The organism is Bifidobacterium criceti, assembly GCF_002286935.1.
Taxonomy (GTDB): Bacteria; Actinomycetota; Actinomycetes; order Actinomycetales; family Bifidobacteriaceae; genus Bifidobacterium; species Bifidobacterium criceti.
Genome location: NZ_MVOH01000007.1, coordinates 54,878 through 79,186, shown reverse-complemented (window position 1 = coordinate 79,186; position 24,309 = coordinate 54,878). Strand labels below are relative to the sequence as shown.

Genomic DNA, 24,309 nt, shown 5'->3' with positions numbered 1-24,309 from the left:
GCGATCACGCGCTGATCTCGGTGAGCACGGGCGTCTCGGTGCTCGTCTTGATCTGCTTGAAGCCGAGCAGTGCGATCGCGAGCGAAACGAGCGCGAGCGCGGTGACGACCATGAACCCGCCGTGCGAGCCGTTGCGGTCGATGAACACGCCGGCGATCGCGGAACCCGCGGATCCGCCGATCGCGTTCATCGCGCCCATCCACGCCATGCCTTCGGTGAAGCGCGTCTGCGGCACCAGATGCAGCATGAGCTGGTTGCCGTTGATCCACGTGGGCGACTGGCACACGCCGATGATCAGGTAGATCACCATGATCACCCACAGGTGTTTGGCGAACAGGAACGACCCGATGCCCAGATTCACCACGGCCAGGCACACGTAGAAGCGCTTCCACAGCGGGATCGCCCAGTTCTTCGCGCCGTACAGCAGCGCGCCGGCGAGCGAGCTGACCGAGAAGCACGCGAACACGAAGCCGGTGTACTGTTTCATGTTCGCTTCAGTGGCGAACGCGACGATCGAGATGCCGGCGGCCGACTGGAACGCGCCCAGGCCGAACCATGTGACGCACACGGCAATGAGGCCCGGGCCCCAGATCGAGTCTTTCTTGCCGCTCATCGCGCGGTCGTACGCCTCGCGCGCCGCCTGCTGCACAGCCGCATCATCGAGCCCTTCGGATGTGGCGTGCACGCGCGCGTCATCCGCGGCGCTCTGCGCGCGCATCAGTCGCGCCTTCTCGTCTTCGCGCGCGCGGAATTCCTTGCGCGTCAGACCGGCTTCGCGCGCAAGCTGCGTCTGGCTCGGCGGGCATGTGGTGAACTCGGTAAGGAACATGAGCGCGCCGACGAGCACGCACAGGCCCGTCACCGAAAACGAGAGGACACCCGAGATGACGGCGAGCGTGGAGGCGAGCGGATTGCCCACGACCCACATCGCCTCGTCGAACACGCCCGAAAGCGACAGCGCGCGGTTGACGCCCTGCCTGTCGTTGCCCATCAGGTACGTCCAGCGCGCGCGGCTCATCGCGCCCCACGGTGGCACGGCGGCCAGGAACGGCACGATGCAGTACAGCACCGCCGGGTTGGCATGCGCGAGCACGCACGAGACGAACGATGTGGCGGCGACCATCCACACGACGATCGTCGGCACGGAGACGGCGCGCTGGCCGAAGCGGTCGACGAGCGTGCCCAGCACGGGGCTCAGCACGGCGCCCGCGATCGCCTGCACGGCGGTCAGTGCGCCGGCGAGCGCGTAATTGCCGTAGTACTGCTGCGTCATGATCGTCATCGTCATGCCGACCATCGGGAACGGCATGCACGCGATGACCGACCCGACGGCAAAACGTGCGGTGTGTGGGATGCGCAATAGTTCGGCGTACCCGCCGAAGATGCGCTGTGCGACGTCGCGGACGCCGCTGAGGTGATTGGAGGCCATGGTGTGCCGCTCCTTTCTGCTCACGGCGTGTCCCGCGTGCGGTCGTCGCGCCGTTTTGCGTCACGGCTTGATTCCTTCCGCCCGCGGCCGGGTTGGGGTGGGATGTTCGTCGATTGACTTGTTGTGGTCGGGGTCGCCGCGCCGGCCTATGCCGCCGCTGGCCCCCCTCGCCGTCTTCACGGTCCGTTGCGCGCGCGGACGCTGCCATACGTGCCGCGCGCCGCCACCACTGCGAAGCCGTGCCCGTGCACATGGCCGGTTCGGCGTGCGCCTATGCGCCTGTTCGCCTATGCCGATGTGTATGCCGGACACGGCCACATTAGTCGCACCCACCGGCGCGACACGCGGTGAAAACGGACTGCTGCATGATTTTCGAAAAATATCTCGAATGACTGAACCGCCCACAGGAACGGCGCCTATGCACTATGCGGCGTGACGGCCTTTCGCCCCTCGGCCGGATGTGACCACGGCGAGGCACATGCCGGCAGCCAGAACTGCGAAGCCGAAGGCCATGAGATGCATGCCGCGCCCACCTGCGGAGGGCAGTGTGACCGTCGCCTTGTGGTTCCCAACGACATGCAATCCTGACGGTGTCGTATGGAAATCGGGGTCGTCGGCGTTTGTCCACTGCACCGTGCCGTCGGGGTTGATGGTGAAGGTATACGAGCCAGTCCCCTGGCGATAGTCCTGAGGCGCTTTCGTTTCCGTCAGCATATAGGTTCCAGCCGGAAGACCCGCCACCGTGATGTGTCCCGAGGCGGGATCGCGATCGGCCTTCTGGCTTTGCCCTTCAGTGGTGTCGTCATCCTTCACCGTCCACACCTGCTTCGTGCACTGATCCTCGCCGGATTGCGGAACAAGATCGCTGGGGCATTGACGGATCTTCCATTCGGATCCCGGCAGGAATGCGCCTCCCTGCACTGCAACGGATCCATTCTCTTGAACTGTCACCTTTGCGGCGTCCACCTTGCCCCAGGAAACCTGGATGGGCATGTCGTACACATCGAAACCGGAATAAGTAGCGGCCAGTTCGTACTTCGACACATAGTCCTGCAGGGACTGCAGCGCGCTCTTGTCCTCGTCGGTGTTCGAGGCGCTGGCGATATAGAAATAATGTGGCGTGGCATCCAGAAGATACCCAGCCGGGGCCTTCGATTCCCACGCCACGTACAGCGTGTTGACATTCAGACCCGCGCCTGACGTGTCACCATCTCCGGGCCTGAACGCAATCTTGCCATTGGAATCCGTGGTATACGTGATAGGTGTTTCACAAGGTTTATCTGGCGGCCGGACATTGGTGTCCCCTGTAGGCACCTCGCAGACGCTGAACTCCGCGCCTGGCAGCACTGCCGTCACATCGGTACTATCGCGTTTGGTCAGTACCGTGGCGCCTGTAGTGCCGGCATCGGCATTCGGTTTGACGATCTGAACGTAACCCGTATGGGTGAACGCACTTTCGGTGCTGCCCTTCAGTCTGACCGTGTTGCTGATCGTACGCTGGACTCCGGGAACGCCAGTCACCTGCACGTTGTAATGCAATTGCAGTGTGGCATCGTTGAGTGTCAGATGATTCGGATCATCCGGCCAATACGGATTGTTGCCTTGAGCGTCTCCCTGTAGAGCGACCGTCACCGTTGCGTTGCCATTGTCGTTCCTGCCGAATTGCAAGGTCCAATACCGCTGGTCTACCGTCTGCGAATGATTCATGGTCAGCGAGAACGAATCGCGCACATATTCCGCATTAGGGGAACCCAACTGGTCTTCAAGGGTCAGGGACTCGCTTGCGGTGAATGGGCGCAGACGCTTCTCCTTCATCGTCTTGGTATCGACCTCGACGGTGTACTTCATCAGGTTGTTGCCTGCGTCATACCCGCGCTTGCTCGGTTTCACGACATCGCCCTTTGCGAGGGTGGTGGTGCCGGAAGCCGATTGGCTGCCCAGACCGGCGAAATCAAATTTGATGCGGTTGGTCACTTGTTCCGCGCTGTTGTCCGGGAGATTGGCATCCGTTTGCGTGATATAAGTGTCGAATTCGAGCACGATGATCGAGTTCCTCTGCACGGGGATTTCCGGTTTCTCAGTGTTGATTCCCGGCAGGTCCATGTTCTCGTTCTTGGGGTCGCCTTCGTATTCCCAATTGGATAATGTTCCATTATTGGGGATGGAGAATCCGATCGTACCGCTGTTCGACGTATCGTATGTGGCGCATGTTGCGGAATCGCCTGAATCAGTTGTGCAGCCCGACTCCTGCGCAATTTTGAACGCATGCCATTGTTCGCCCGCCTCGTAGTTGTTGGTGTAGAGGTTCTTCGTGGTCGGCCACGCTTCAACCGTGCTGCCATCCACGGTCACCGACTCCTTCGGAGGCATCGACACGAACCAGCCGAATACAGGCTTGCTCGTATTCAAATGCCATTTGTCTGAAGGCAACGTATCCGTGACGGTGATGGTATCGACTCCCGATAGATCCTGAATGCCGCTCATGCCCGGCACTTCGACCTTGTAGGGGCCGTTTTCATTCCAAACCTGGTTTCCGTTGGCGTCCGTCAACCAATCACAAATCCACCATGATTTCACACCGTTGGACCAGACACGCCAATGCGCTGTCCAACCATCAACTTTATTGTTGGGATCGCTGGGATCCGGCACCTTACCCGATTCGGCCTTATCATGCCAACTGGCCTCACCATCACGGTTGGCATGCACCATTTTGCCCGCCGCATTACCTTGGTCGAACATGATATCCGTTTGGGGGACTTCGTATCTCGGATTCCCATTCACCATGTACCTGAATTTGGCGTAGTTGTGGTACCGGTCAGGAGCACCGTCGCATAACGTGTTGTAGGTGATGCGCAACGGCTTATTGAACGCTCTTTCAGAGTGCTCGAATACGATGCGGAAAGCCGGCGCTCCGTCGTGGTTGCCGTATGAATCCGCGGAATTGCGGTCGCTTTCATGGTACCAGCCCTTGGGGTACTCCGTTCCCATGGGCAGCGGGCGAGCGGCCGGCTTGCCGTTTTCGGCGGTGAGGCCCGCATAGCAGGTATCCGCACGATTGGGGTCCGTCTCCTTCTTGCACTCGTCACGGGAGTCGTTCCTATCCGCTTCGACCACGGTGTATTTATCCGTGATCGGCGTCCACTTCCCCGGCTCTGTCTCCTCCTCCAGTTTCAGATCGAGGTAATCCTGGCTGTACCACATGTGCAGCGTATTGCCATCTGAATTGCCGTGAACCCAGTCCTCGTACAGGAACAAATCGGTGATCTTCTGCCCACCTTCGGGCGGGGTGAAAATCGATCTGCCATGGCACCTTGTAGACACCGGAGCCGAGTGCGGCCTCCTCAAACACATACCCGTCCTGTTGTGCGGGGGAGCTCTTCGTCAACAGTGTCTCATTGAATCCCGGGTCAACGGGCTGATCCTTCTGCACGCTCGCTTCTTTGCCCGGCCCGGGGGTCGGAGTGCAGTCGTCATCCTTGCACTGGATTTCGCCGGTGTTCTTCCACTCGGAAACCTCTGTGTTTGTATCCACTCGCGTGGAATACTTTATGACACATATCTGCTTGCCTGCATTCCCAGGGAATTCATACGTGAAACTCGTATCAGTCTCCGTATTGCTAACACCCAGAGCTGACCATGGTTGGCGCAGTGGATTACCCTGATTCGACCAGTCATCGAAGCAGTCGACGCTCGCGCCGTCCCCTGTATAGTGATGCCCCGGTTGCAAGGTGTCGACGAACTCGTAGTCGCCCAGATTGAATTTGTCATTGGCCGTGTTGATCTGCACCGTCCAGTTGATGGTCGTATGCTCATTGTCGGCCCAATTGCCTTCTTTATGCCCCACCCAGTTGTAATGGGCGGAGGGCACTTCCGGTTCGACCGTGCTGTTCACTTCATCATGGTCTTTCCACTTCCATGTCGCGGTGTTGCCGGCATTCGCGTAATGGTGGGAGTCATTGGGTTTCGTCGTGGCAAGCTTTGCATCTATCCGTGTTGTATAGGTTATCGTGTATGTGCCTTTGGGCAGGTATGGCGTCTTGGGATTCCCATGCTTGGGCAGCGACGATGACTCCAATTCCACCTCCGTCACACGCTTAGAACCATCTTCTCTATAGACGAAGGATGGCGTCCATGATTCCTGCACATTGTCCATCGTCATCGAAAAATCGCTTGCAATCGTCAACGCGTCCTTCGGCGTATCGGAGAACTCGAAATTGTCGATATCGCCTTCGGCGTTGAGCGTCACGGTACAGGTGGATTTCAGAGTGTCAATATCGGGCTGTGTGCAGCTTTTCTGCCCGGTGACGCCCCACGGTTCACGCTGCACGGTAATAGAGCTGCCCGTGCCGGGGAACACCCATGTTTGCTGGAGCGTTTCTTCGTCCACGTTGGGGATCCAGTTCACATCGAGGCCATACCTGAAATAGAAATTGGTGTTCTTGCCGTTGCTGACGACATAGTCCCGGTCATAGGAGATCTGCAGCTTGGCGTTGTTGCCTTCGCCCGGCACCACTCTCAATGTGGCGACCCTCACGCCGTTTTCGTACACCACATGATCCTTGGGCTGGCCATTGTTGCCCATCGTGTCGTTGATCGACGCGTAATCGATCGGCAACTGGTATTCCCAATCCAACTGGTACTGCGAAGGGTCATTTGGATTGTCATTATGGATGGCGCTGTCGGTGATGGTGATGTCGAGGTCGAATTTCAGGTTCGCGTGAGGCGGCAGCACGGGCGGCTGATCACCATGCGTGATATCGTCGCCGTTGTAATGCAACGTCACCTTCGATTTCGACTCGGCAATATTATTTGTATTATCTGTTATCAATGGCCGGTACGTGGATGTAGTGTCACCGGCGGCATCGGATTGCGAGACCGCAGGCGCGTCGTCCTGCGCCACTGCGGTCGTGCCCACCACGGGCAGGAAGACCAACGAGACAGCGACGGCGAGCGCGACTACAGCACGTTTCCAGGCGCAAACGCGTGTCTCGGATATGCCGGCCTTGGCATTGCTCCTGTGCACAATCGCCATCGCTCCACTCCCATCACGCTCTCTTCGCCGTTGGTGCCTGCTGCTCGAACATGCCGTATTGCACCCTGAATATACGCTCAGAGAGTATATTAGTCAAACGAATTTACTCATTCTGTCTCTTCTTGAATACGCTTTCAGAAAATGCTTTGCGCGTCTCGCACGAAAACCTCACTATGTGACATAAACCGCCAAAATAGCGGTGTTTTCCCCACGCTCACGATGCACATTCCATGCAACATGAAAGGATCGGGACAATAGTCATTTCACTTACTCATGCCGATATATTCACCACGGTCCATAACAGACTGGCAACGTTGTCACGGCGTGTCGTCGCCATGCCAGACAACCAGACAGATGGAACGCCGCAATCCCCATATTTACCGTCTGCACAGTACGGTAGGAGGCAGCACTTTTCCGGGCACACGCAAAGCGCGAAGCGCCCGGAGAACCCCACGCATCCAAGGAGCGCGCATGACGGCCACCACAATCAACTTCGTACGCCACGGCAAGGTCTACAACCCCAACCATGTGCTGTACGAACGGCTACCCGGATTCCATCTGTCCGACGCCGGACGCCGCATGGCGTTCGCGACGGCGCGCTACCTCGCCGAGAACCCACAGACGAACACGGCGTGCGCCGTCTACTCGTCCCCTTTGGAACGCACGCGCGAGACCGCCGAAGTCATCCTCCACGAACTCAACGAAGTGCGCGACGAACGCGGCGAACAACCCCTCGAACTGATCACCGACCCCCGTCTCATCGAAGCGCGCAACGAATTCCGCGGCAAACGCATCGGTTACGGGGAAGGCGCGCTGTGGCGCCCCGAGAACATCAAGCTCATCCGCAATCTGTGGCGACCGACATGGGGTGAAAGCTACCGTTCGATCGCAAACCGTGTGCGCAATTTCGCCCTCGAAAAAATCGACGAGCACCCCGGCGAGCAGATCGTCGTCGTCACGCACGAATCGCCGATCTGGTCGTACCGTCACATGCTCGAAACCGGGCACCCCGAGCACAACATGCTGTTGCGCAAGACGGCGCTCGCATCGGTCACGTCGATCACCTACGACGATGCGACGCACGACGTATTGTCGGTCACCTATGCCGACCCCGCACGCGGCATTGAGTGACCTATACACATACTTTTTATATATATAAGGAGACGAAAATGAACGTTGACACCGGACAAGTCGTCGAGCGCATCGCCGCGCTTCCCGCGGTCCGCCAGGCCGCGCAGACGGCCGCGGACCTGACGGAACTGTGGCCGCTCACATCCGCGATGCACATGGACAACGACGCGCGCTACTGCGAGAACCTGCAGGTGCGCCTCAGCCGCCTCGCCGCGTGCGTATTGACCGATGCGGACGTGTCGATGGCGGACGCCGAATTCGTCTACGAAGGCGCCGACATGATCCCAGGGCGACCACAAGAGGAAGTCGACGCGCTCAACGCGGCGAACGACGCGATCGAGACACTCGACGAATTTACGTCATCGCACGACGTGCACGACCTGTTCGACGCCGCAGCGGCGCTCGGCGTCACATGGTCTGGTGCGACGACGACGGCGATCGGCGACGCGGTCGCGAACGTCGAACAATTCGTCAGCGAACGCACCGAGACAACCGTCGAGCCGATCACGTGGCGGTACGCGGCCACCGTCGTGCTGCTCGACGAACTGCTGCGCGCCGTCACCGCACAGTTCACCGCGGACAACGGCGCCGAACTGCCGACGGCCGGCGGCGCACCCGAAGCGCGCGTGCGCGGTGTCGCGACGCTCGCACTGCCGTTCATACCATTCATCAACGCGTTCGCGGCGACGCTCGAAGTGCCGCAGATCTGCCTGACGGCGGAACAGTACCACGGTGTCGTCGCCGCCTACGTCACACCGAACGGCGACGACAGCGCCGACGACGCCGCCGTCGTGCTCGCACAGGCGCTCGCGCCGATCGCGGGCGCCGAGTGGCGCAAGCACCGCGAGGACGTCCTGTGGGACCCGAAGGAAGCGAAGGCGCGCGCCCGCGAAGAGGACGAACGCAAGAACAAGGAAGCGCTCGCCGCGAAATTCGCCCACGTCAAAGACGACCCCACGAAACCCGAAGTGGAACTGTAAGCGGCTGCGGGGGCGCACACCTTGTTCGCGCTGCGGTACGCCGACGCGGCCCCAAGCGTACCGTTGTGCACCACTGGACCCCCGCGCTACGCTCGCGGCGACTTCGGACGGCCACCTTGTACACTATTGCTGTGCGAAAACTCATCGAACAAATCCTCAAATTCGGCGTTGTCGGCATCATCGCGTTCCTCATCGACTGGGGCATCCTCAACCTCCTCGTCGGCGTGTTCCATATGCACAACGTCATCGCGGGCACGATCTCGTTCCTCATCGCGCTCGTGTTCAACTATCTCGCGAGCATGAAATACGTCTTCAAACACCGCCCCGACATGGCGCGGTGGATGGAGATGGCGATCTTCCTGTTCTCGGCGGTCGTCGGTCTGTTCATCAACATGTTCATCATTTGGCTGTCGACGTACGGCATGAACAAAGACGCCTACATCAGCCAACACGCGATGTATCTGCTGCGCACGAACATCGGCAAACTCATTTCGACCGTCGTCGTCGCAATCTGGAACTTCATCATCCGCAAATGGCTCCTCGACGATACGCATACGAACGCGATGAACCGCCTGCGCCGCGGCGACCACATCCTGTCCGAGGAAGAGCTTGAGGCGAAATGGGAGCAGAGTTTCTCGCACCGTCTGGGCATGTGGTCGATCGAGCACACGCCGAAGGGTTGGAAGTAGCTGCGTGCGGTGGCAGTGCCGCAACGTACAGCCGTATACGGACGATAGGTAGACGTTGTACGCGGCAGTGCCGCCAACAACAGCCGCCTACGGACGATAAGTAGACGTCACCGTCGGCAGTGCCGCCAACAACAGCCATCTACAGCTCACAGATGGACACCGTACACGGCAGTGCCGCCACACACGGTCGCCTACACGGTGCAGGTAGCCGCCGCGCACGCCATCGGCGCGCCGAGTAGTGTGGGCAGTGACGATTTCGTCCAATCAAGGAGGACCTATGCCAGTCATTCACACCCACGTTTCCGTTCCGACAACGAAAGAGCAGCGCGACACGCTCAAGAGCCTGTTCGGCCAGGCGATCACGGCCGTTCCCGGCAAATCCGAAGGTTGGCTCATGTGCATGTTCGAAGACAATGTGCCGATGTACTTCGGTGGCGACGATACCGCCCCCGTCGCGTACGTCGAAGTGAACGTCTTCGGTTCGAACGTGCCGACGAGCGCATGGAGCAAGCTCACACCGCAGATCATGGATGCACTGCAGAACACACTTGAGATTCCGGGCGACCGCACCTACATCCGCTACACTGCGACGCCTGATTGGGGTTGGAACGGCTCCAACTTCTGATAGCGACGCCGATAGGCATATGGTAATGGGGTTGGGTTCGGATCGATGAATCCGAACCCAACCCCTCAGCGTACCGTTGGTCCGATTACTCAGCCGATGCGTGGCGCAGCGTGCGCACCGGGCTTGCGGTTCTTCTGCGCGATGACCGCGAGCACCATACCCGCCGCGACGCATGCGAGGCCAAACGCCGCGAAGTGCGTCCCGATGCCACCGGCCGACGGTAGCTCGACGCCGGGTTCGTTACCGATGACGAACTCCGTCACCTTCCAATCACCGCCCATCAGACCATGGATGAGCGAGCCAGTCACGTTGACATTTACCCATGTCATCGTGCCAGCATTGTTCAACGTGACCCGGAACATATTCTGGCTTTCGTCTGGCACCTCATAGCCGTCCGGAGCTTCCGTTTCCTTCAGGATGTACGTTCCGGTCGGCAGTCCGGTCACTTTGGCCGCACGCGTTGGAGGTCAGCGACCACGCGGAGCCACCAAGGTATGCGGCACCTTCTTTCAGCGCAACCGACGAGCCGTTTGTCTCGACATCGCTTTCGTCGACTTTGCCCCATTCAAGCCCTGCCGTCTTCCGATCGTTGCCAACAGCATATTCGCCAGTGGGATTGCCGTCATCATCAGTCAGTGCGTGCAGCTGCGAACCAGTCGTTGTGGCATCGGTCATCTCGAAAGTGCCGTCGCGCTTCACCGTCACCGTATAGGAGATGCCATCAGGTGATTCGTATCCGCTCGGGGCCTTCGTCTCCGTGAGCGTATAGCTGCCGGTCGGCAATCCGGAAACCTTGAATCTGCCATCGTCGCCATCCGCATCCGCGAGTCGCGTGATGTAGGTGACCGGTTGCCCGCCTGCAGTCGTTGCCGTTTGCTGCGCACCATTGTCGACAATGGTCACCTCGCATGCGACATTGGAGTTCGGGATGAACTTCTGGTCTCCCGTGCACCTGTTGTCGTTGGACTTCAGTGTCCATTCCGTTCCTGCAAGGTACTGCGCTTTCTTGAGTGAGACCGAAGGCTTACCCGAAGATTCAACGGTTTCGATGTTCTTCTCATCCACTTTCACCCATGCGAATCCTGCACGGGGGTCGACGATGCTGAATGCGGCATCGAGCACGTAGATATCGTTCTTATCCGCATAACTGCTGATCGCTGTCAGGGCGGTATCGGCATCGTCCGCACGCAGATACTTCAGATAGAAGTACTGCGGCATCGTATTGACGACATATCCCTCAGGTGCTTTCGTCTCCCATGCCACGAAGAGTGTGTTCTGAGGAAGATTGAAGACAGACGTCTCGTTGTTGGCACCGCTACCATTCGAGAACGTCAGCTGCCCATTGGCACCCGTCTTCATGTCATAGATGGTTCCAGTGCACGGCCACGCTTTCCCGCTCGCCCCACTTCCGCCATACACGCCGTTGTCCTTCACAGGCTTTCCCGTATCGACTTGGCACATCTTGAACTCAGCCCCCTTGAGCGGTGTCGTGTTGTCGTCCGCGGATACCTTCGTGGCGGTTATCGAACCAGTGGCACCCGCATCCGCCGTTGGGATTTGAATCGTCACCGGGCGTTGCGCAGAAGCGGAACCTTCCATGCTGCCGCCGAATTTGACCGAATTGCTCACATCGATCTGCTGACCTGGAATGCCCTTCACAGCCACATCGTAGAAGAGCTTGAACTTCTTGCCCTTGTAAAGCGGGCCCTTGTCTCCGTTCAGTGGATACTCGCCGTTGTACAGTTCGGCGGGATTGAAGCTGATGGTGGCAGTCTGTCGATGGGTCACCGCGCCCTTCGCAATCACCACTGTCGGCTGTGGGCTCACCGCTGCTTCACGTCCTTGATCGGTCGCGAGCACAAATGACCCATCCATATAATACGAGTTCGGCGATCCCAACGAATCCTTGAGTACAATTGTCTGCCCGGATGTCCCTGCTCATACCGGAATTTGGCATAGTTGATGTAGGTGTCCGGTTCACCATCACATAATGTGTTATATGTGATACGCATCTTCCATTTGCCGGCATCGTAGTTGCTCATCACATCGTTCTGATCATAAGCGAGCGTGAACGCTGGGGCGCCGTCATGCATGTCATAGGTATCCTGACCGTTGTACTTGGACATGTTCTTTTTGAAGAAACCTTCCGGATACCGCGCCCCATCCGGCAGCTCGCGTGCATCAGACGAAGCATCCTGCCACTGAGTATTAATGGAGTAGTATTCCTCAGGGAAGCCCTTACCCAATCCTCGTACAGGTGCAGCTTACGGACACTGCCTTGCGGATTGTTGTCGGGATCCTGATCACTTGCAGGCGGCGTGTATTCGAGCGTCCACGGAACGATATACGTGCTGCGTCCGCCGATCTGCCGGGGCTCGCCTACAGTCTTGCTGAATCGCGGTTCCTCGTATTGGGGATCGTCCGGGTTATCCGGTTCCACCGGCGTATTCCCTCCTGGGGCAGGCTTCGTCACACTGGCGTCCTTCTCCTGCTGCCACTCCTCACAGCCCAGCGGCGCGCAATCGAAGGTGATCGTATTCTCATATTTGGTATCGGATGGGTCATTGATACCATCATCGGCCACCGTCGTGCAATAGATGACTTCATACTTGTTGTAGTCATCGTTGTCCGGGAACGTAAAACCATGCGTTCCTTTCGCACCTTGTACAGGGAACAAACCTTCCATCTCAGGATGCTGCGCCACAAAATCAGCGGCACTCATTTCCTGACCATCGTCGACCCTGATAGAGGCTGTTCCAGTAAACGTCTGTGTATCATCGAGAATGTCCTCGAAGGTACGGCCACGTAGATTGCCTTTGTCACCACCGTCATTGAACTTGACAGTCCATTTGATCTGCTTGACCTTGACTTTCTTCCCATCTTCAACTGTCTCCGACTGCAGTTCACCATTCTTGTTGATCCAGTTGATGTTGAGCTTATGGAACGACGGCGTGTAAGTGGACTCGCCTCCCTTATTGCCACCCCAATTCCACTTCGCGGTATTGGAGGCGTTTCTGTACTCGAATTGCTCCAGATTCGTGCCTTGAGGCACATCAATCCTCGTATCGTAAGTGATGACGTACGTGCCCTTCGGCAGTTTGTCATTGCCGAAATCAAGAGTCGTCCCACCATTTTGGAACTGCTCATTCATCTTGTCGGCAGCGGCGCGCGCTTCCGTGTCGTCTTTTGCCCCGGACTCATATCGTGCAGTCATATTCGAAGTAATTCGCAGATTCGCACCATGCGTATCTTCAAACTTGAAATTCTTCACATCACCGCTCGCATTGAGGCGCACCGTGCATGTAAGGTCGGTCTGCGACGACCCCTTCCAATTGCAGGACTTGCTACCCGACATCGACGCCGCTTCGCGCTGCACGGTGATTGTTGTTCCGACACCAGGGAACTCCCAAGACATCGTCCCACCATCCGGAATGAGCTCATCTCGGAAGATCGCCCGCAGATTGTAGCTGAAGAAGAAGTCCGAGTTCTTGTCCTTTGCATACTCCTCATCGAATTCGACCTGCAGGTACAGCTTGCCCTGCGCGTCTTTCCTGAGCGTCACCGTCGCGACGGTACGACCGCCTTCACGGACCGTGTGCACTTCGTTGATTTCACTCTGATCCTTGACCATCGCGGCAGGAATGCCGAACGGGTACTCCCATTTCAGGTTTTTCGTACCGTCACCTTTCACGACGGCGTCATCCCCCAGATGCACATCGACATAGAACGACATGTCCTTGTCCGGCACAACGTTTCCGATGTTATTGAGGTCATCGCCCTTGAAGGTTTGCTGCGTCTCAGCACCATTGCCGTCACGCACTGTGGCTTTCAGCTCCACGGTCACTTTCGACGTATTGCCGGTCGCGTCCATATAGCCATCCGTGACCGCCGATGCGGCAAGCGGCGTGATAACTCCCATAATCAACACCAGTATGATTGCGAGCACTGCGCCTTCGACCGACGTCAAGGCGCGCCTATACGCCGCAACATGATTATGCGCGAAAGCGCCTCTTCTGCCACCCATCGTCCTTCTCCTTGACTTACTGACGGTTTGACTGTTTCTTGTTCGCTGCATACATCGCCCCGGCTCGCGTAGAACGTCGTTATCACTACGCTAAGAGACTATTAAGCGTTTAATGAACATTAAACGAACCGGGGCGCGTTTTCACGCTTTGTCATTGGTGTGCACCCTGTTGCGCACACGTTGTCAAACATCAATGACGCGAAGGCCTGCACTACTTTCTTCATTGGGCAACCAAACATGAATGCGCGGAAAATATCGCACTTAACAACTTAAGTGTTTCATCTACGTCTATCGACGGCATGCGCACACCATCTTGGACACCTCAACAACACGCCATCCGTGTTCCGCCGCTCTACAACGTTCTCATATCATCTGTCGCATATCGACGACGCCCACGCCACACACACTGCCCACCTTTTCCAGACATCTCCGGCACTGCATGACACGTTCCCCACTCCCGCAACACGCAGACGCCCCCACCAATGCGCCCGTTCCGACCCACACCGCAGCTCCAATCTTCCAGCCCACCCGCAAACCAACCCTTTTCCGCCCCAATCCGCAGATGCCATCTACACACCCACCCACTCCGTTCCGCACCGCAGCTCCCAACTACCAACCCACCCGCAAACCCCACCGTTTCCGACCCACTACGCAGACGCCAACCACCAACCCGCCCACTCCCATCCCCACATACGATGGGGCCGTCCGCACATGGTGTGCGGACGGCCCTGAAAGGCGAAACCGAACGAAATCTCAGACGATCTTCGGCATCGGCGTTGTGAGCGACGTCGTCAGATTGACGTGGACGAGGCCCGCGCCGGAGTGGACGTCGACCTTCTTGAGCGTCACCGTGCGCTCGTCGGCGGGTGCGGCATCGTTGTCGGTCATCGTCGCGGGCGACTTCACGGCGACGAGCGCGAGGTCGTCGAACGCGACTCCAGCGTCCTCGGCGAGCGCACGCGCCACCTCAAGCGACTCCTCGAAGCCCGGCTTCATCACGACGCGATCGGCGGGAACACCGTACGCGTGCTCGCACACCCATTTGACGTTCTCGACGAGCGGCATGCCCTTGTGGCTTTCGGGCGTCTCAGGCGCCCCGTCGGCGCTCACGGCGTCGGCGAACGCATCGAGCTGCGGCGCGAGCGCGTCGCCACCGTCGCGGTAGAGGTTGCCGACGATTGGATCTCGGAACTTCAATTCGGCGGCGGTCTCGCGCAGTGCGGGAACCTGGTCGTCCTCGCCGTCCCACAGGTTGATGAGGGGGAACGTCGGAATACCGAGTCCCTCAAGACGTTCCACGTGGAACGGATAGCGCCACTGGAGCGCGGGATCGTCGCGCCACGTCGACGCGCGCGTCACGACGACGGCCGCGCTCGGCCACTGTGCGCCGTATTCGCGGCACGCGATGTCAAGCCATTTCTGCGCGCCCGCGTCGGCGCCGTAGCCGGCTTCGACGATGACGACATCGTGCAACGCGCACGCCATCTCGACGGACACGAGCGACGGAATGCCGATCGACACGTTCGCGAACGGACCGCCGTGCACGTACACGGGGGAACCGTTCTTCGTCTCCGTCTTCGCAGGCTTGACGGCGTCGGCGAGGATGTTCGTGATGCGCCACAGGTCGATGAACTCACCGAACGTCACGGCTTTGCCGTCCTTCGTACCGGCGATCATCTTCGCGACGCGTTCCGCGATCTCGTCCATCGAACGCGACAGGACGACGATCTGCATCAGTTCGCACGTCGGCGTGAGCACGGTCTTCTCATGCACGTCGTTCTTGCCGGCGTCGACGACGACGCTGCGCAGCGAGCGCGACGGCACTTCGGAGACGCGTGGAACAATCACCGTGTCGAGCAGCCCATCGTCGACGGCCTTCTCCGCGAACGACGCGAGCAGGTTCTGCGCGGCCTCGATCGCGCCCATCTCCCCACACAGACCCCAGTCGATGAGCTCCGGATGCGTGAGCGACGCCTTGCCGCCGCCGGACGCACCGCCCTTCGAACCGGCCGCCGTGATGCCCATGCTCGGCTGGCGCAGCACGGCGGCTGCGTCGATGCCGCGCGCGTTGAGCGCGTCGATGAGCGCGATCGTCGTCGTCGTCTTACCTTCGCCACGCGACGCCTTGAGCGGCGTATCCGCAGTGACGAGGACGACTTTGCCATGCTTGCGCGGGGCGTCGGGGTTGTTGTTGAGCGAGTCGAGATAACCGAATGCGTCGATCTTGTCTACCAGTCCGTAAGGTTTGGTGAATTCCTCGATGAGCGTCACGGTCACGTTCCTTTCCACGGATATTGGATGTAGTGTCCGGATGTTGGTGCCTTCCCAACATATCAGCACACCGCGGCCGTGGACGCGGACGTGTCACTGTGCGAAACAGTGGGGGGTGCGGTGTGCGAATGCAGCTGTCTGCGGCGGCGATGCCGCGCAACACAGCCACCCAACGTCCACAAACGGCCGCACACGGCGGCAGCAGCGCACACAGCAGCCACCTACAACAGAAAAACGGCTGTGTTCTGCGGCACCGCCGCACAACACAGCCGCCAACAGCGCACCCACCGCGCGCGCCGCACAACCTGTCAGTTGTCGGATCTATTGAATCCGTTCTTCATACCCATGCTCACCGTGTACAGCACACTGTCGAGCAGGTCGTCGGTGTTGTCCTTGAGCTGCTGCGCGATCGTCTCGTTCGCGGCCGCGAGCACGTCGCGCACTTCCGCGTCGCGCACGGCGGCGATGATGTCGTCCGGTTCCATCGGTTCGACGTCTTCGGCGACGCCTTCCGTCTCGTACTGCGCGTCGTATGCGTCCTCACGTTCCGCCGCCGCGAGCACGTCGGCGCCACCGAGACGGTCGACCTGTTCGTCGGCTGCGATGATGATGCGGTTGCCAAGCGCGCCCATCTTCTGCTGGAAGCGTTCGACGGCTGCGCTCGTCTGCGCGAACTGCGCGTCGCACAACGCCGCGATGATGCGGTTCTCCCAGTACATGTTCTCGGTCGTCACACGCGTCGTCGTGTCGCGCACATACGCGGGCGTGTCGTTGACGTTCGGGAAGAACGGCACGAGCGCGTTGAACGGGTTCGACGCGTACGTGAGCCACTGGATCGCGCGGTTCACCTGAGGACGGTACGGACGGATCTGCATGACCGCGAGATGGTTCTGCCGATTGATGCCGATCGGACGGTAGAGGTGGCGTGTCACATCGTCACCGAGTGTGCCGTAGGGGTCGAATTCGGTCCCCTGGTAGTGCGAGCTGAGCACATATTTGACATCCTCGATCGTGATCTTGCGCTCAGGCTGCCGCGCCCACGGGATGTCGTCCCCCGTCGGCTTGTGGTCGGCGTCCGGTCCGTCCCAGACTTCGTCGTAGGGGTTGAAGTACCGCTGCATATACCATGCGCGCGGCGTGTTGTAGACGTGGTCGGAGTCCGAATGCGAACCGAATGCCGCGCGCGGATCGAACGCGGACAGTCCTTCGACGGACAGGTCGAGATGGTTGCGCGCGATGAACGAACGGAGGTCGGCGCTGCACATGCAGTCGATTTGCTCACCGTACGCGTCGTCGATGTCGAATTCGTCGATGCCGAGCTGGTTCGGCATCGTCACATACGAATCGTCGGGGACACGTTTCGCGATCCAATGGTGTCCGCCGACCGATTCGAACCACCATATCTCGTCCGCGTCCGAGAACGCGACACCGTTGGATTCGTAGGTGCCGTACTCCTCGAGGAGCGCGCCGAGGCGTTCGACGCCTTCGCGCGCGGTCTTGATATACGGGAGCACGACGGTCACGAAGTCCTCTTCGCCAAGGCCGCCCGCGACCGCGGGTTCGTACCCGTCCTCACCTTCCACACCGCGCGCGGGAGCGTATGCGACGAGCGGATCGGCACCGAGGACACGCTCATTCGTCGTGATCGTCTCGGTCGCGCTCATCGCGACGTTCGCTTCGTTGACGCCCGCTTCCGCCCACAATCCGATGTGTGGATCCGCGTTCGGCACCGACGAATACTGGAGCGGATCGTCGGGCAGTGCAATCGTCAGATGGCTCTGCACGGTCGTGTACGTGCGCGGTTGCGCTTCGGGTGTGACGATGACGAAACGCTTCGGGTCGAACTCACCGAAGCAGGAATCCTCGTTGCGCGCGATGATCGTCGATCCGTCGAAGCTCGCGTCCTTGCCGACGAGCAGTGTCGTACAACTCATATCTCTCCCATGTGTGCGTGGATGTCGTCTGCGGATATTGTAGGAGATTAGGCGGTTCGTCCGCATTCGTCCACCCATAATACGAAATACGCCGGTGGCGGACGCATGAGTGCGTCCGCCACCGGCGGAGGCCGCATTGACGGCGCGACGTCCGCACTCGGCGGACGTCCGCTCCAACGGAACGCGCGCGTTTAGAAGTCGGCCATGCTGAACGCGTTCTTCATGTTGACGCTCGTCGCCTGCAGGCACTGCGCGATGATCGTCTGTGTCTGCGCCTTGAGCTGCTTCGCGGTCGCGTCGTTCGCGGCCGCGAGCACCTCGCGCGCCTGCGCATTGCGCGTCACGTCGGTGATGTCCTTCGGTTCGACCGGTTCGACGTCCGCGGGGATGCCGAGTTCCTCGTCCTTCGTGCCGCGCGCGGCGGCGTCGTACGTCGCGTCGCCGCCGAGGCGCGCGAGCTGTTCGTCGGTCGCGAAGACCATCTGATGGCCAAGTGCGGCGACCGTCTGCTTGTAGTGCGCGATCTGCTCCGCGGTGCCCGCATAATCGGAATCACCGAGGACCGCGAGCAGACGGCTCGCCCAGTAGTAGCTGTCGAGCGTGACTTCGGGCGTCGTATTGCTCACGTATGCCGGCATCGCGTCGACGTTCGCGAAGAACGGGACGGTCGCGTTGAACGGCGTCGACGCGAACGTGATCCAATGGATCGCGCGGTCGGCTTGCGGCGCGTACGGGCGGATCTGCATGATCGAGCGTTCGCATGTGCGGTTGATGCCCGCGGGGCGGTACATGTGGCGCGTCGTGGCGTCGCCGCGCTTGCCGTACGGATCGTACTGCGTGCCCTGGTAGTGCAGCGAGAGCGCGTAGTCGACGTCCTCGATCGTGATCTTCTTGTCCGGCTGGCGGCACCATGGGATGTCGTCGTCATCCGGGCGCACGTCCGCGTCCGGTCCGTCCCATGTCTCGTCGAGCGGATTGAAGTATTTCTCGATCATCCACGCGCGCGGCGTGTTGTAGACGTGGTCCATGTCCGAATGCGAACCGAACGCGTCACGCGGATCGAACCGCCCTTCGAGCGCGAAATCGACGTTGAGATGGTGGACGTCCATGAACTCACGCAGGTCCGCGGAGCACATGTAATCGCGCTGTTCACCGTACGCGTCCTCGAAATCGAACTCGTCGATGCCGAGACGGTTCGGGTTGACGACGTAGCAGTCGTCGGGCACACGGCGCGCGATCCAATGGTGGCCGCCGACCGTCTCGATCCACCACACCTCGTGCGCGTCCGAGAACCCGATGCCGTTGCTTTCGTATGTGCCGTACTTTTCCAGCAGCGCACCGAGGCGCTTGACGCCTTCGCGCGCGGTGCGGATGTACGGCAGCACAATCGTGACGAGGTCCTCCTCGCCTATGCCACCGGCCGCTTCCGGCACGTAATCGGCGTCGCCCGGCTTGCCGACCGCGGGCGTGTACGGGACGAGCGGATCGGCTCCGAGGACGCGTGCGTTCGACGTGATCGTCTCGGTCGCCGTCATCGCGACGTTCGCCTCGTTGATGCCCGCCTCTCCCCAGACGCCGTCGCTCGTGAACGCGTTCGGCGTCTGCGAATACTGGAGCGGATCGTCGGGAAGGTCGATCGTCAGATGTCCGTTGACGCTCGTGTACGTGCACGGTTGGTCTTCGGGACGGACGATGATCAGTTTCTTGTTGTTGAACGATCCCGGTTCGTCGTCCTCGTTGCGCGCGATGATCGTCGACCCGTCGTAGCTCGCGCCCCTGCCGACGAGAATGGTTGTGCATGCCATAAATGCCTCTTTTCGATGGAACAAGATGGTGCCGTCCCGCGCGCACGGTGCGCGCGCGTCTTCTCCTGCTCTTGGTCCCACTAGTGACGTTCTACCGCGTCACGCGGCATCCGTGGCCACAATCCCGCCGAATTATTCCGTGAGAATATATAGCACGCTCAGCACTTGCCGGTGAGCGTGATGCCGCCGACGTCGATGACATGCGCGTCATCAAGGCCGTGCAACATGTCGTTGAGCCAGAAGCCCTGCTCGAGGTCCGGGATCGGATCGGCCGTGCCCCACACCTGCAGCATGTACTCGTGGTCCTTGTCAGGCGGCTGCGGACCGGTGTAGTGCGCGACGAGCTGCAGGTTCTGCTGGTCCTGCCCGTAGAGCGGCGACGCCTGCGAATTGCGGCCCTGCGCGGCCTCCGGGATCATCGTGTTGACGTTGCGCGAGAAATCGGCCGGAATCTGCAGCGCGTGCGCGTCGGACGGATCGAACATGATCGCGTCGACGGGAAGGTTCGCCATCGTCCAATGGATCCATTCGAACCCGCACACGGGGATCGAATCAGGGTCGCTGAACTCCCAGTGCAGGTATTTCGCGGACGGGCTGAGATGGTCGATATAGAACGGGAACGATACGCACGGTACGCCGTCGACGCGCGCGTCATCAGGCGCCTGCTTTGCGTACCGCTCCGGTATTGTGGTGAAATCTGCGGAAACTAACATGGTTCCAGTATCGCGCACCGCAAGACGCGAAGTGCGCGTGTTCGTTGATGGATGCAACGGACACGCGCACTTCGCATCGTCTATCGCGATCATCTATCGCGATCATCTATGCGATTGTCGATTGATCATTTGTCCTGCGGAAGTTCGCACCAGCATGGCGCCTTGTAGTAGTCGCCGTTGAGTGCCTTCGCCGCGATCTCGCGCGCTTCGTCAATCGTGTGGCGCGCGAGCTCCGCGCGGACGTCGTCGAGCGCGACAGGCGTCATCGAAAGCGAGTTGACACCGAGGCCCGCGAGCACGACGGCGAGGTCCGGGTCGGCCGCCGCCTCGCCGCACACGCCTACCGGCATGCCGTTCCTGTTGCCTGCTTCACAGATCATCTTGATGACGCGCAGGACCGCGGGATGCCATGCGGTCTGGTAGTTCGAGACCGTACCGAGCGTACGGTCCGCGGCGAGCGTGTACTGCGTGAGGTCGTTTGTGCCGATCGAAACGAAATCGGTCACCTGGGAGACCTTGTCCGCCATGACGGCGATCGACGGCACTTCGGCCATGCACCCGACGAACTTCAATCCGAAGCTCTTGCCGAGCTTCGTGAAGTACTCGGCTTCCCATTCGTCGGCGACCATCGGCGCCATGACCCACAGGTCGGCGTCCGTCTGCGCATCGGCGTCCGCGAGCGCCTTGAGCTGGCCTTCGAGGACCTCTTTGTGTTGCGCGAGCGTGCGCAGGCCACGCAGGCCGAGCGCCGGGTTCGGTTCATCCTCCTGCGTCAGGAATGGCAGCGGCTTGTCGGCGCCCGCGTCGAGCAGGCGGATGACGACCTTCTTGCCGGGGAACTGCGCGAGCAGCTCCGCGTATGCCTTCGTCTGCTCTTCGACGCTCGGCGGCTCCTCGTTGCCGATGAACAGGAATTCGGTACGGAACAGGCCGACGCCTTCCGCGCCGTATTCGAGCGCCGTCTTCGCGTCGCCCGGCTTGCCGACGTTCGCGAGGAGCGGGATCTTCGTGCCGTCCTTGAGCTGTCCGGGTTCACCACGCAGTTCCTTCGCCGCGTCGGCGCGCGCCTTCGCCGCGTGCGCCTCCTCGATCTGTTCCTTCGTCGGGTCGGTGATAACTTCCCCCTTCGCGGCGTTGACGATGACTTCCTCGCCATCCTTCAGGTTGACCGCGTCGGCCGCGGAGACGACGGCGACGATGCCGCGCGCACGGCACAGGATTGCCGTATGCGACGTCGGGCCGCCTTCCGACGTGACGATCGCGAGCGTCTTCGTCAGGTCGAGGCTCGCCGTGTCCGCCGGCGAAAGGTCCTTCGCGACGAGCACGAACGGGGTGTCGCTTGCCGGCACGCCCGGCGCGGGGAGCCCCATGAGCTCGGCGATGACGCGTTGCCCGACGTCGTGCAGGTCGGCCGCGCGTTCGCCCTGGTAGCCGCCGATCGCGCGGAACATGTCCTCGACCTGGCCGAAGCCGTCGAGCACGGCGCGTTCGCCGGTCTTGCCATCGTCGATCATCGCGTCGATGTTCTTCGCGAGCGCCGGATCGGATGCGAACATCGCGACGGCCTGCAGGATCTCGGCGGCCTGCTTCGTGCCTTCGTCGCCGTTCGCGGCTTCCTCGGCACGGCGGTTGAGGTCGGCGTTGACGGATCCGAGCGCCTTCTTGACGCGTGCCTTCTCGTCCTCGGCCGGGATCGACGCCGCACGTGGTTCGTCCTTCGGTTCCGGGATCGGCTCCGCCATGCGCAGCACGGGGCCGACCGCCACACCACGTCCGATACCCACTCCATCGAGCATCATCGCTACCTCCTTCATCGCACTTCCTTTGGGGCGTTGCGTCCCGGGTGTGCGTTCCTTGTCCTATCCATTCCTGTCGATCGGTTCCGGGATTCCCAACGGTGGACACGCGCGTCCGGCACGATGTGCGTCGCGCGTATGCCATGCCTATGACCGGTTCCCGATTCGTGAGCAATTCTACTGGAATGGCCGTTTTCCCAACTGTTTTCCGGTCTCAGCTGAGTCTTGCCCGTGTACCGTCGAATACTGTGCAACGCATGGTATCGTGTGTATGAGTCGCGGCGTGAGCCGCGCCAACGATGCAATCGATTGTGCAGTTGGTTGTGCGATTGATTGTTCAACTGTTCAACTGAAGGAGCACATCATGGCAACCGCCACACGCAGCACCGTCATCAATGATCCCGTCGGCATCCACGCGCGCCCGGCCGCGCAGTTCGCACAGGCCGCGGGGGCGAGCGGCTGCACCGTCACGATCGCGAAGGAAGGTTCCGACCCGGTCCAGGCCGATTCGATCCTGTCCGTCATGGGTCTTGGCGTCAAGCAGGGCGATACGGTCACGATCACGGTCGAAGGCGACAACGCCGAGCAGGTCGCGGACGAGCTCGTCAATACGCTGCTCGCCGTCTGATTCCCGCTTCGTCTGCGAACCATACGCATATCGGGCGTCGCACTGGGTGCTTCCAGCGCGACGCCCGATGCATTATCTGGATGTGTTGGTGCGCGCCTACGCTTCCGCGAGCGCGCAGAAGAGCGCTTCGAACACGAGCAACGCGTTGCCGTTGCCGAGGAGCCGCCTGCGCGCGGTGTTGATGTCGTCGAGGCAGCGGATCGTCTGTTCGCGGCGCATACGTGCGCTCATGTCGGCGATCGCGCGTCTGTTTTCGACGTTGACGAGTCCGACCGATTCCTCGGCGTCGTTCTGCAGTACGGCGACGTCGCGGTAGACGCTTGCGACCGAGTTGAGCGCGCGGTCGAGCACGTCACGTGTGCGCCGTGTCGTCTGCCGTTTGATGTCGTCCGCTTTCATCAGCGCGTTGTATGCGGGGCGCAATGACGGCGGCACACGGTCGCCTTCGGCGAGTCCGTTGAGCCGTAGGAATTCGCGTTGTGCCTTCGCCGCCTGTTGCTTCACATCGTCGGTGGCTTGCGCCTTCGCGCTGTCGAGGAGGTCGCCCGCGAGGAGGATCGCCTGTGACGCCTTGCGCATGCCGAGGATGCCGACGACGAGTTCGTCGCGGTCGGCGAGCACTTGCGAATCGGTCGCGTAGAGCGATGCGACGCCGATGTGCCCTTCCGCGAGCCGCGCCGCGCGCATCGCGAGGTTGTGTTCGACGCCGTGTGCCTCTTCGAGATAGCGCGCGACTTGCGCGTCGGAGGGTACGCCGAGGTTCACGATGCGTGTACGCGAACGGATCGTCGGCAGCACGTCCTGTGCGCTCGGCGCGCACAGCAACCATATCGTATGCGGGCTGGGTTCTTCGATTTCCTTGAGCAGCACGTTCGTTGTTCGTTCGAGCATGCGGTCGACGTCTTCGATGATGATGATCCGCCATGGTCCGCTGCGTGGCATCTGCTCCGCGGTCGCGACGAGCCCGCGCACATCGTCGATGCCGATCGTGACCTTGTCGGTCGTGAGTGTCGTCACGTCCGGATGCGTGCCCGCGAGCACCTCGCGCGTCGCCTTCGTCGGTTCGTCGTCAAGGCCGTGGTCGGGGCTTTCCAATGCGGCCGCGAACGCACGCGCCATGTTCGACCGTCCCGATCCGGGAGGGCCGCATATGAGCCACGATTGCGCCAACGCCTTCGGGTCGCCGCAACTGACCGCGCGCAGTTGTTCGACGACGCGGTCCTGCCCCACCAACTTGTCCCACACACTCATA

17 protein-coding genes are annotated in these 24,309 nt (G+C 60.6%); 5 read left to right on the top strand and 12 right to left on the bottom strand.

The window, feature by feature from the left end; all coding sequences use genetic code 11:
• Positions 1–4 precede the first annotated feature (4 nt).
• The 3 genes from B1526_RS03845 to B1526_RS09270 form a co-directional block, all read right to left on the bottom strand.
• Positions 5–1,429, bottom strand: coding sequence for an MFS transporter (locus B1526_RS03845; protein ID WP_095614781.1), 1,425 nt, complete (start codon positions 1,427–1,429; stop codon positions 5–7).
• A 423-nt stretch (positions 1,430–1,852) separates the two neighbouring features.
• Positions 1,853–3,136, bottom strand: coding sequence for a SpaA isopeptide-forming pilin-related protein (locus B1526_RS09275; protein ID WP_235607022.1), 1,284 nt, complete (start codon positions 3,134–3,136; stop codon positions 1,853–1,855).
• A gap of 1,414 nt (positions 3,137–4,550) precedes the next feature.
• Positions 4,551–6,461, bottom strand: coding sequence for a collagen binding domain-containing protein (locus B1526_RS09270; protein ID WP_095614779.1), 1,911 nt, complete (start codon positions 6,459–6,461; stop codon positions 4,551–4,553).
• 471 nt (positions 6,462–6,932) lie between these two features.
• Here B1526_RS09270 and B1526_RS03830 point away from each other — a divergent pair, with 471 nt between their 5' ends.
• The 4 genes from B1526_RS03830 to B1526_RS03815 all read left to right on the top strand — a co-directional run bounded on the left by B1526_RS03830 (position 6,933) and on the right by B1526_RS03815 (position 9,886).
• Positions 6,933–7,592, top strand: coding sequence for a histidine phosphatase family protein (locus B1526_RS03830; RefSeq protein ID WP_095614778.1), 660 nt, complete (start codon positions 6,933–6,935; stop codon positions 7,590–7,592).
• 38 nt (positions 7,593–7,630) lie between these two features.
• A complete protein-coding gene (locus B1526_RS03825; protein ID WP_095614777.1) occupies positions 7,631–8,572 on the top strand; it encodes a hypothetical protein in 942 nt (313 codons plus the stop codon).
• Between the two features lie 131 nt (positions 8,573–8,703).
• Positions 8,704–9,261, top strand: a complete 558-nt coding sequence (locus tag B1526_RS03820; protein WP_095614776.1) for a GtrA family protein — start codon at positions 8,704–8,706, stop codon at positions 9,259–9,261.
• Positions 9,262–9,538: 277 nt separating this feature from the next.
• Positions 9,539–9,886, top strand: coding sequence for a phenylpyruvate tautomerase MIF-related protein (locus tag B1526_RS03815; RefSeq protein ID WP_095614775.1), 348 nt, complete (start codon positions 9,539–9,541; stop codon positions 9,884–9,886).
• Between the two features lie 89 nt (positions 9,887–9,975).
• On the opposite strand, the gene B1526_RS03810 is transcribed toward B1526_RS03815, so the two are convergent.
• The 8 genes from B1526_RS03810 to ptsP form a co-directional block, all read right to left on the bottom strand.
• Complete coding sequence (locus B1526_RS03810; RefSeq protein ID WP_157908691.1) at positions 9,976–10,332, bottom strand: prealbumin-like fold domain-containing protein; 357 nt, start codon at positions 10,330–10,332, stop codon at positions 9,976–9,978.
• Positions 10,271–11,785, bottom strand: coding sequence for a prealbumin-like fold domain-containing protein (locus B1526_RS03805; RefSeq protein ID WP_133088440.1), 1,515 nt, complete (start codon positions 11,783–11,785; stop codon positions 10,271–10,273). The genes B1526_RS03810 and B1526_RS03805 overlap by 62 nt, the downstream gene beginning before the upstream one ends.
• Before the next feature lie 142 nt (positions 11,786–11,927).
• Positions 11,928–13,910 carry a hypothetical protein gene (locus B1526_RS03800; protein ID WP_095614772.1) on the bottom strand — a complete coding sequence of 661 codons (1,983 nt, stop codon included), beginning with the start codon at positions 13,908–13,910 and terminating at the stop codon, positions 11,928–11,930.
• A 753-nt stretch (positions 13,911–14,663) separates the two neighbouring features.
• Positions 14,664–16,181, bottom strand: coding sequence for a formate--tetrahydrofolate ligase (locus tag B1526_RS03795; RefSeq protein ID WP_095614771.1), 1,518 nt, complete (start codon positions 16,179–16,181; stop codon positions 14,664–14,666).
• Between the two features lie 308 nt (positions 16,182–16,489).
• Positions 16,490–18,115 (bottom strand): C69 family dipeptidase, encoded by a 1,626-nt coding sequence (locus tag B1526_RS03790; RefSeq protein WP_095614770.1) that lies wholly within the window; start codon positions 18,113–18,115, stop codon positions 16,490–16,492.
• Positions 18,116–18,306: 191 nt separating this feature from the next.
• Positions 18,307–19,920: a C69 family dipeptidase gene (locus B1526_RS03785; protein WP_095614769.1), complete on the bottom strand. Its 1,614-nt coding sequence runs from the start codon at positions 19,918–19,920 to the stop codon at positions 18,307–18,309.
• A gap of 158 nt (positions 19,921–20,078) precedes the next feature.
• Positions 20,079–20,633 carry a YbhB/YbcL family Raf kinase inhibitor-like protein gene (locus B1526_RS03780; protein WP_162287929.1) on the bottom strand — a complete coding sequence of 185 codons (555 nt, stop codon included), beginning with the start codon at positions 20,631–20,633 and terminating at the stop codon, positions 20,079–20,081.
• 125 nt (positions 20,634–20,758) lie between these two features.
• Positions 20,759–22,432: a phosphoenolpyruvate--protein phosphotransferase gene (ptsP, locus tag B1526_RS03775; protein WP_095614849.1), complete on the bottom strand. Its 1,674-nt coding sequence runs from the start codon at positions 22,430–22,432 to the stop codon at positions 20,759–20,761.
• Between the two features lie 361 nt (positions 22,433–22,793).
• On the opposite strand from ptsP, the gene B1526_RS03770 reads away from it, so the two are divergent.
• Positions 22,794–23,057, top strand: coding sequence for an HPr family phosphocarrier protein (locus tag B1526_RS03770; RefSeq protein ID WP_095614767.1), 264 nt, complete (start codon positions 22,794–22,796; stop codon positions 23,055–23,057).
• Between the two features lie 96 nt (positions 23,058–23,153).
• Here the strand turns inward: B1526_RS03770 and B1526_RS03765 are convergent, their stop codons facing one another.
• Positions 23,154–24,308, bottom strand: a complete 1,155-nt coding sequence (locus tag B1526_RS03765; RefSeq protein WP_095614766.1) for a DNA polymerase III subunit delta' — start codon at positions 24,306–24,308, stop codon at positions 23,154–23,156.
• Position 24,309: the final 1 nt, after the last annotated feature.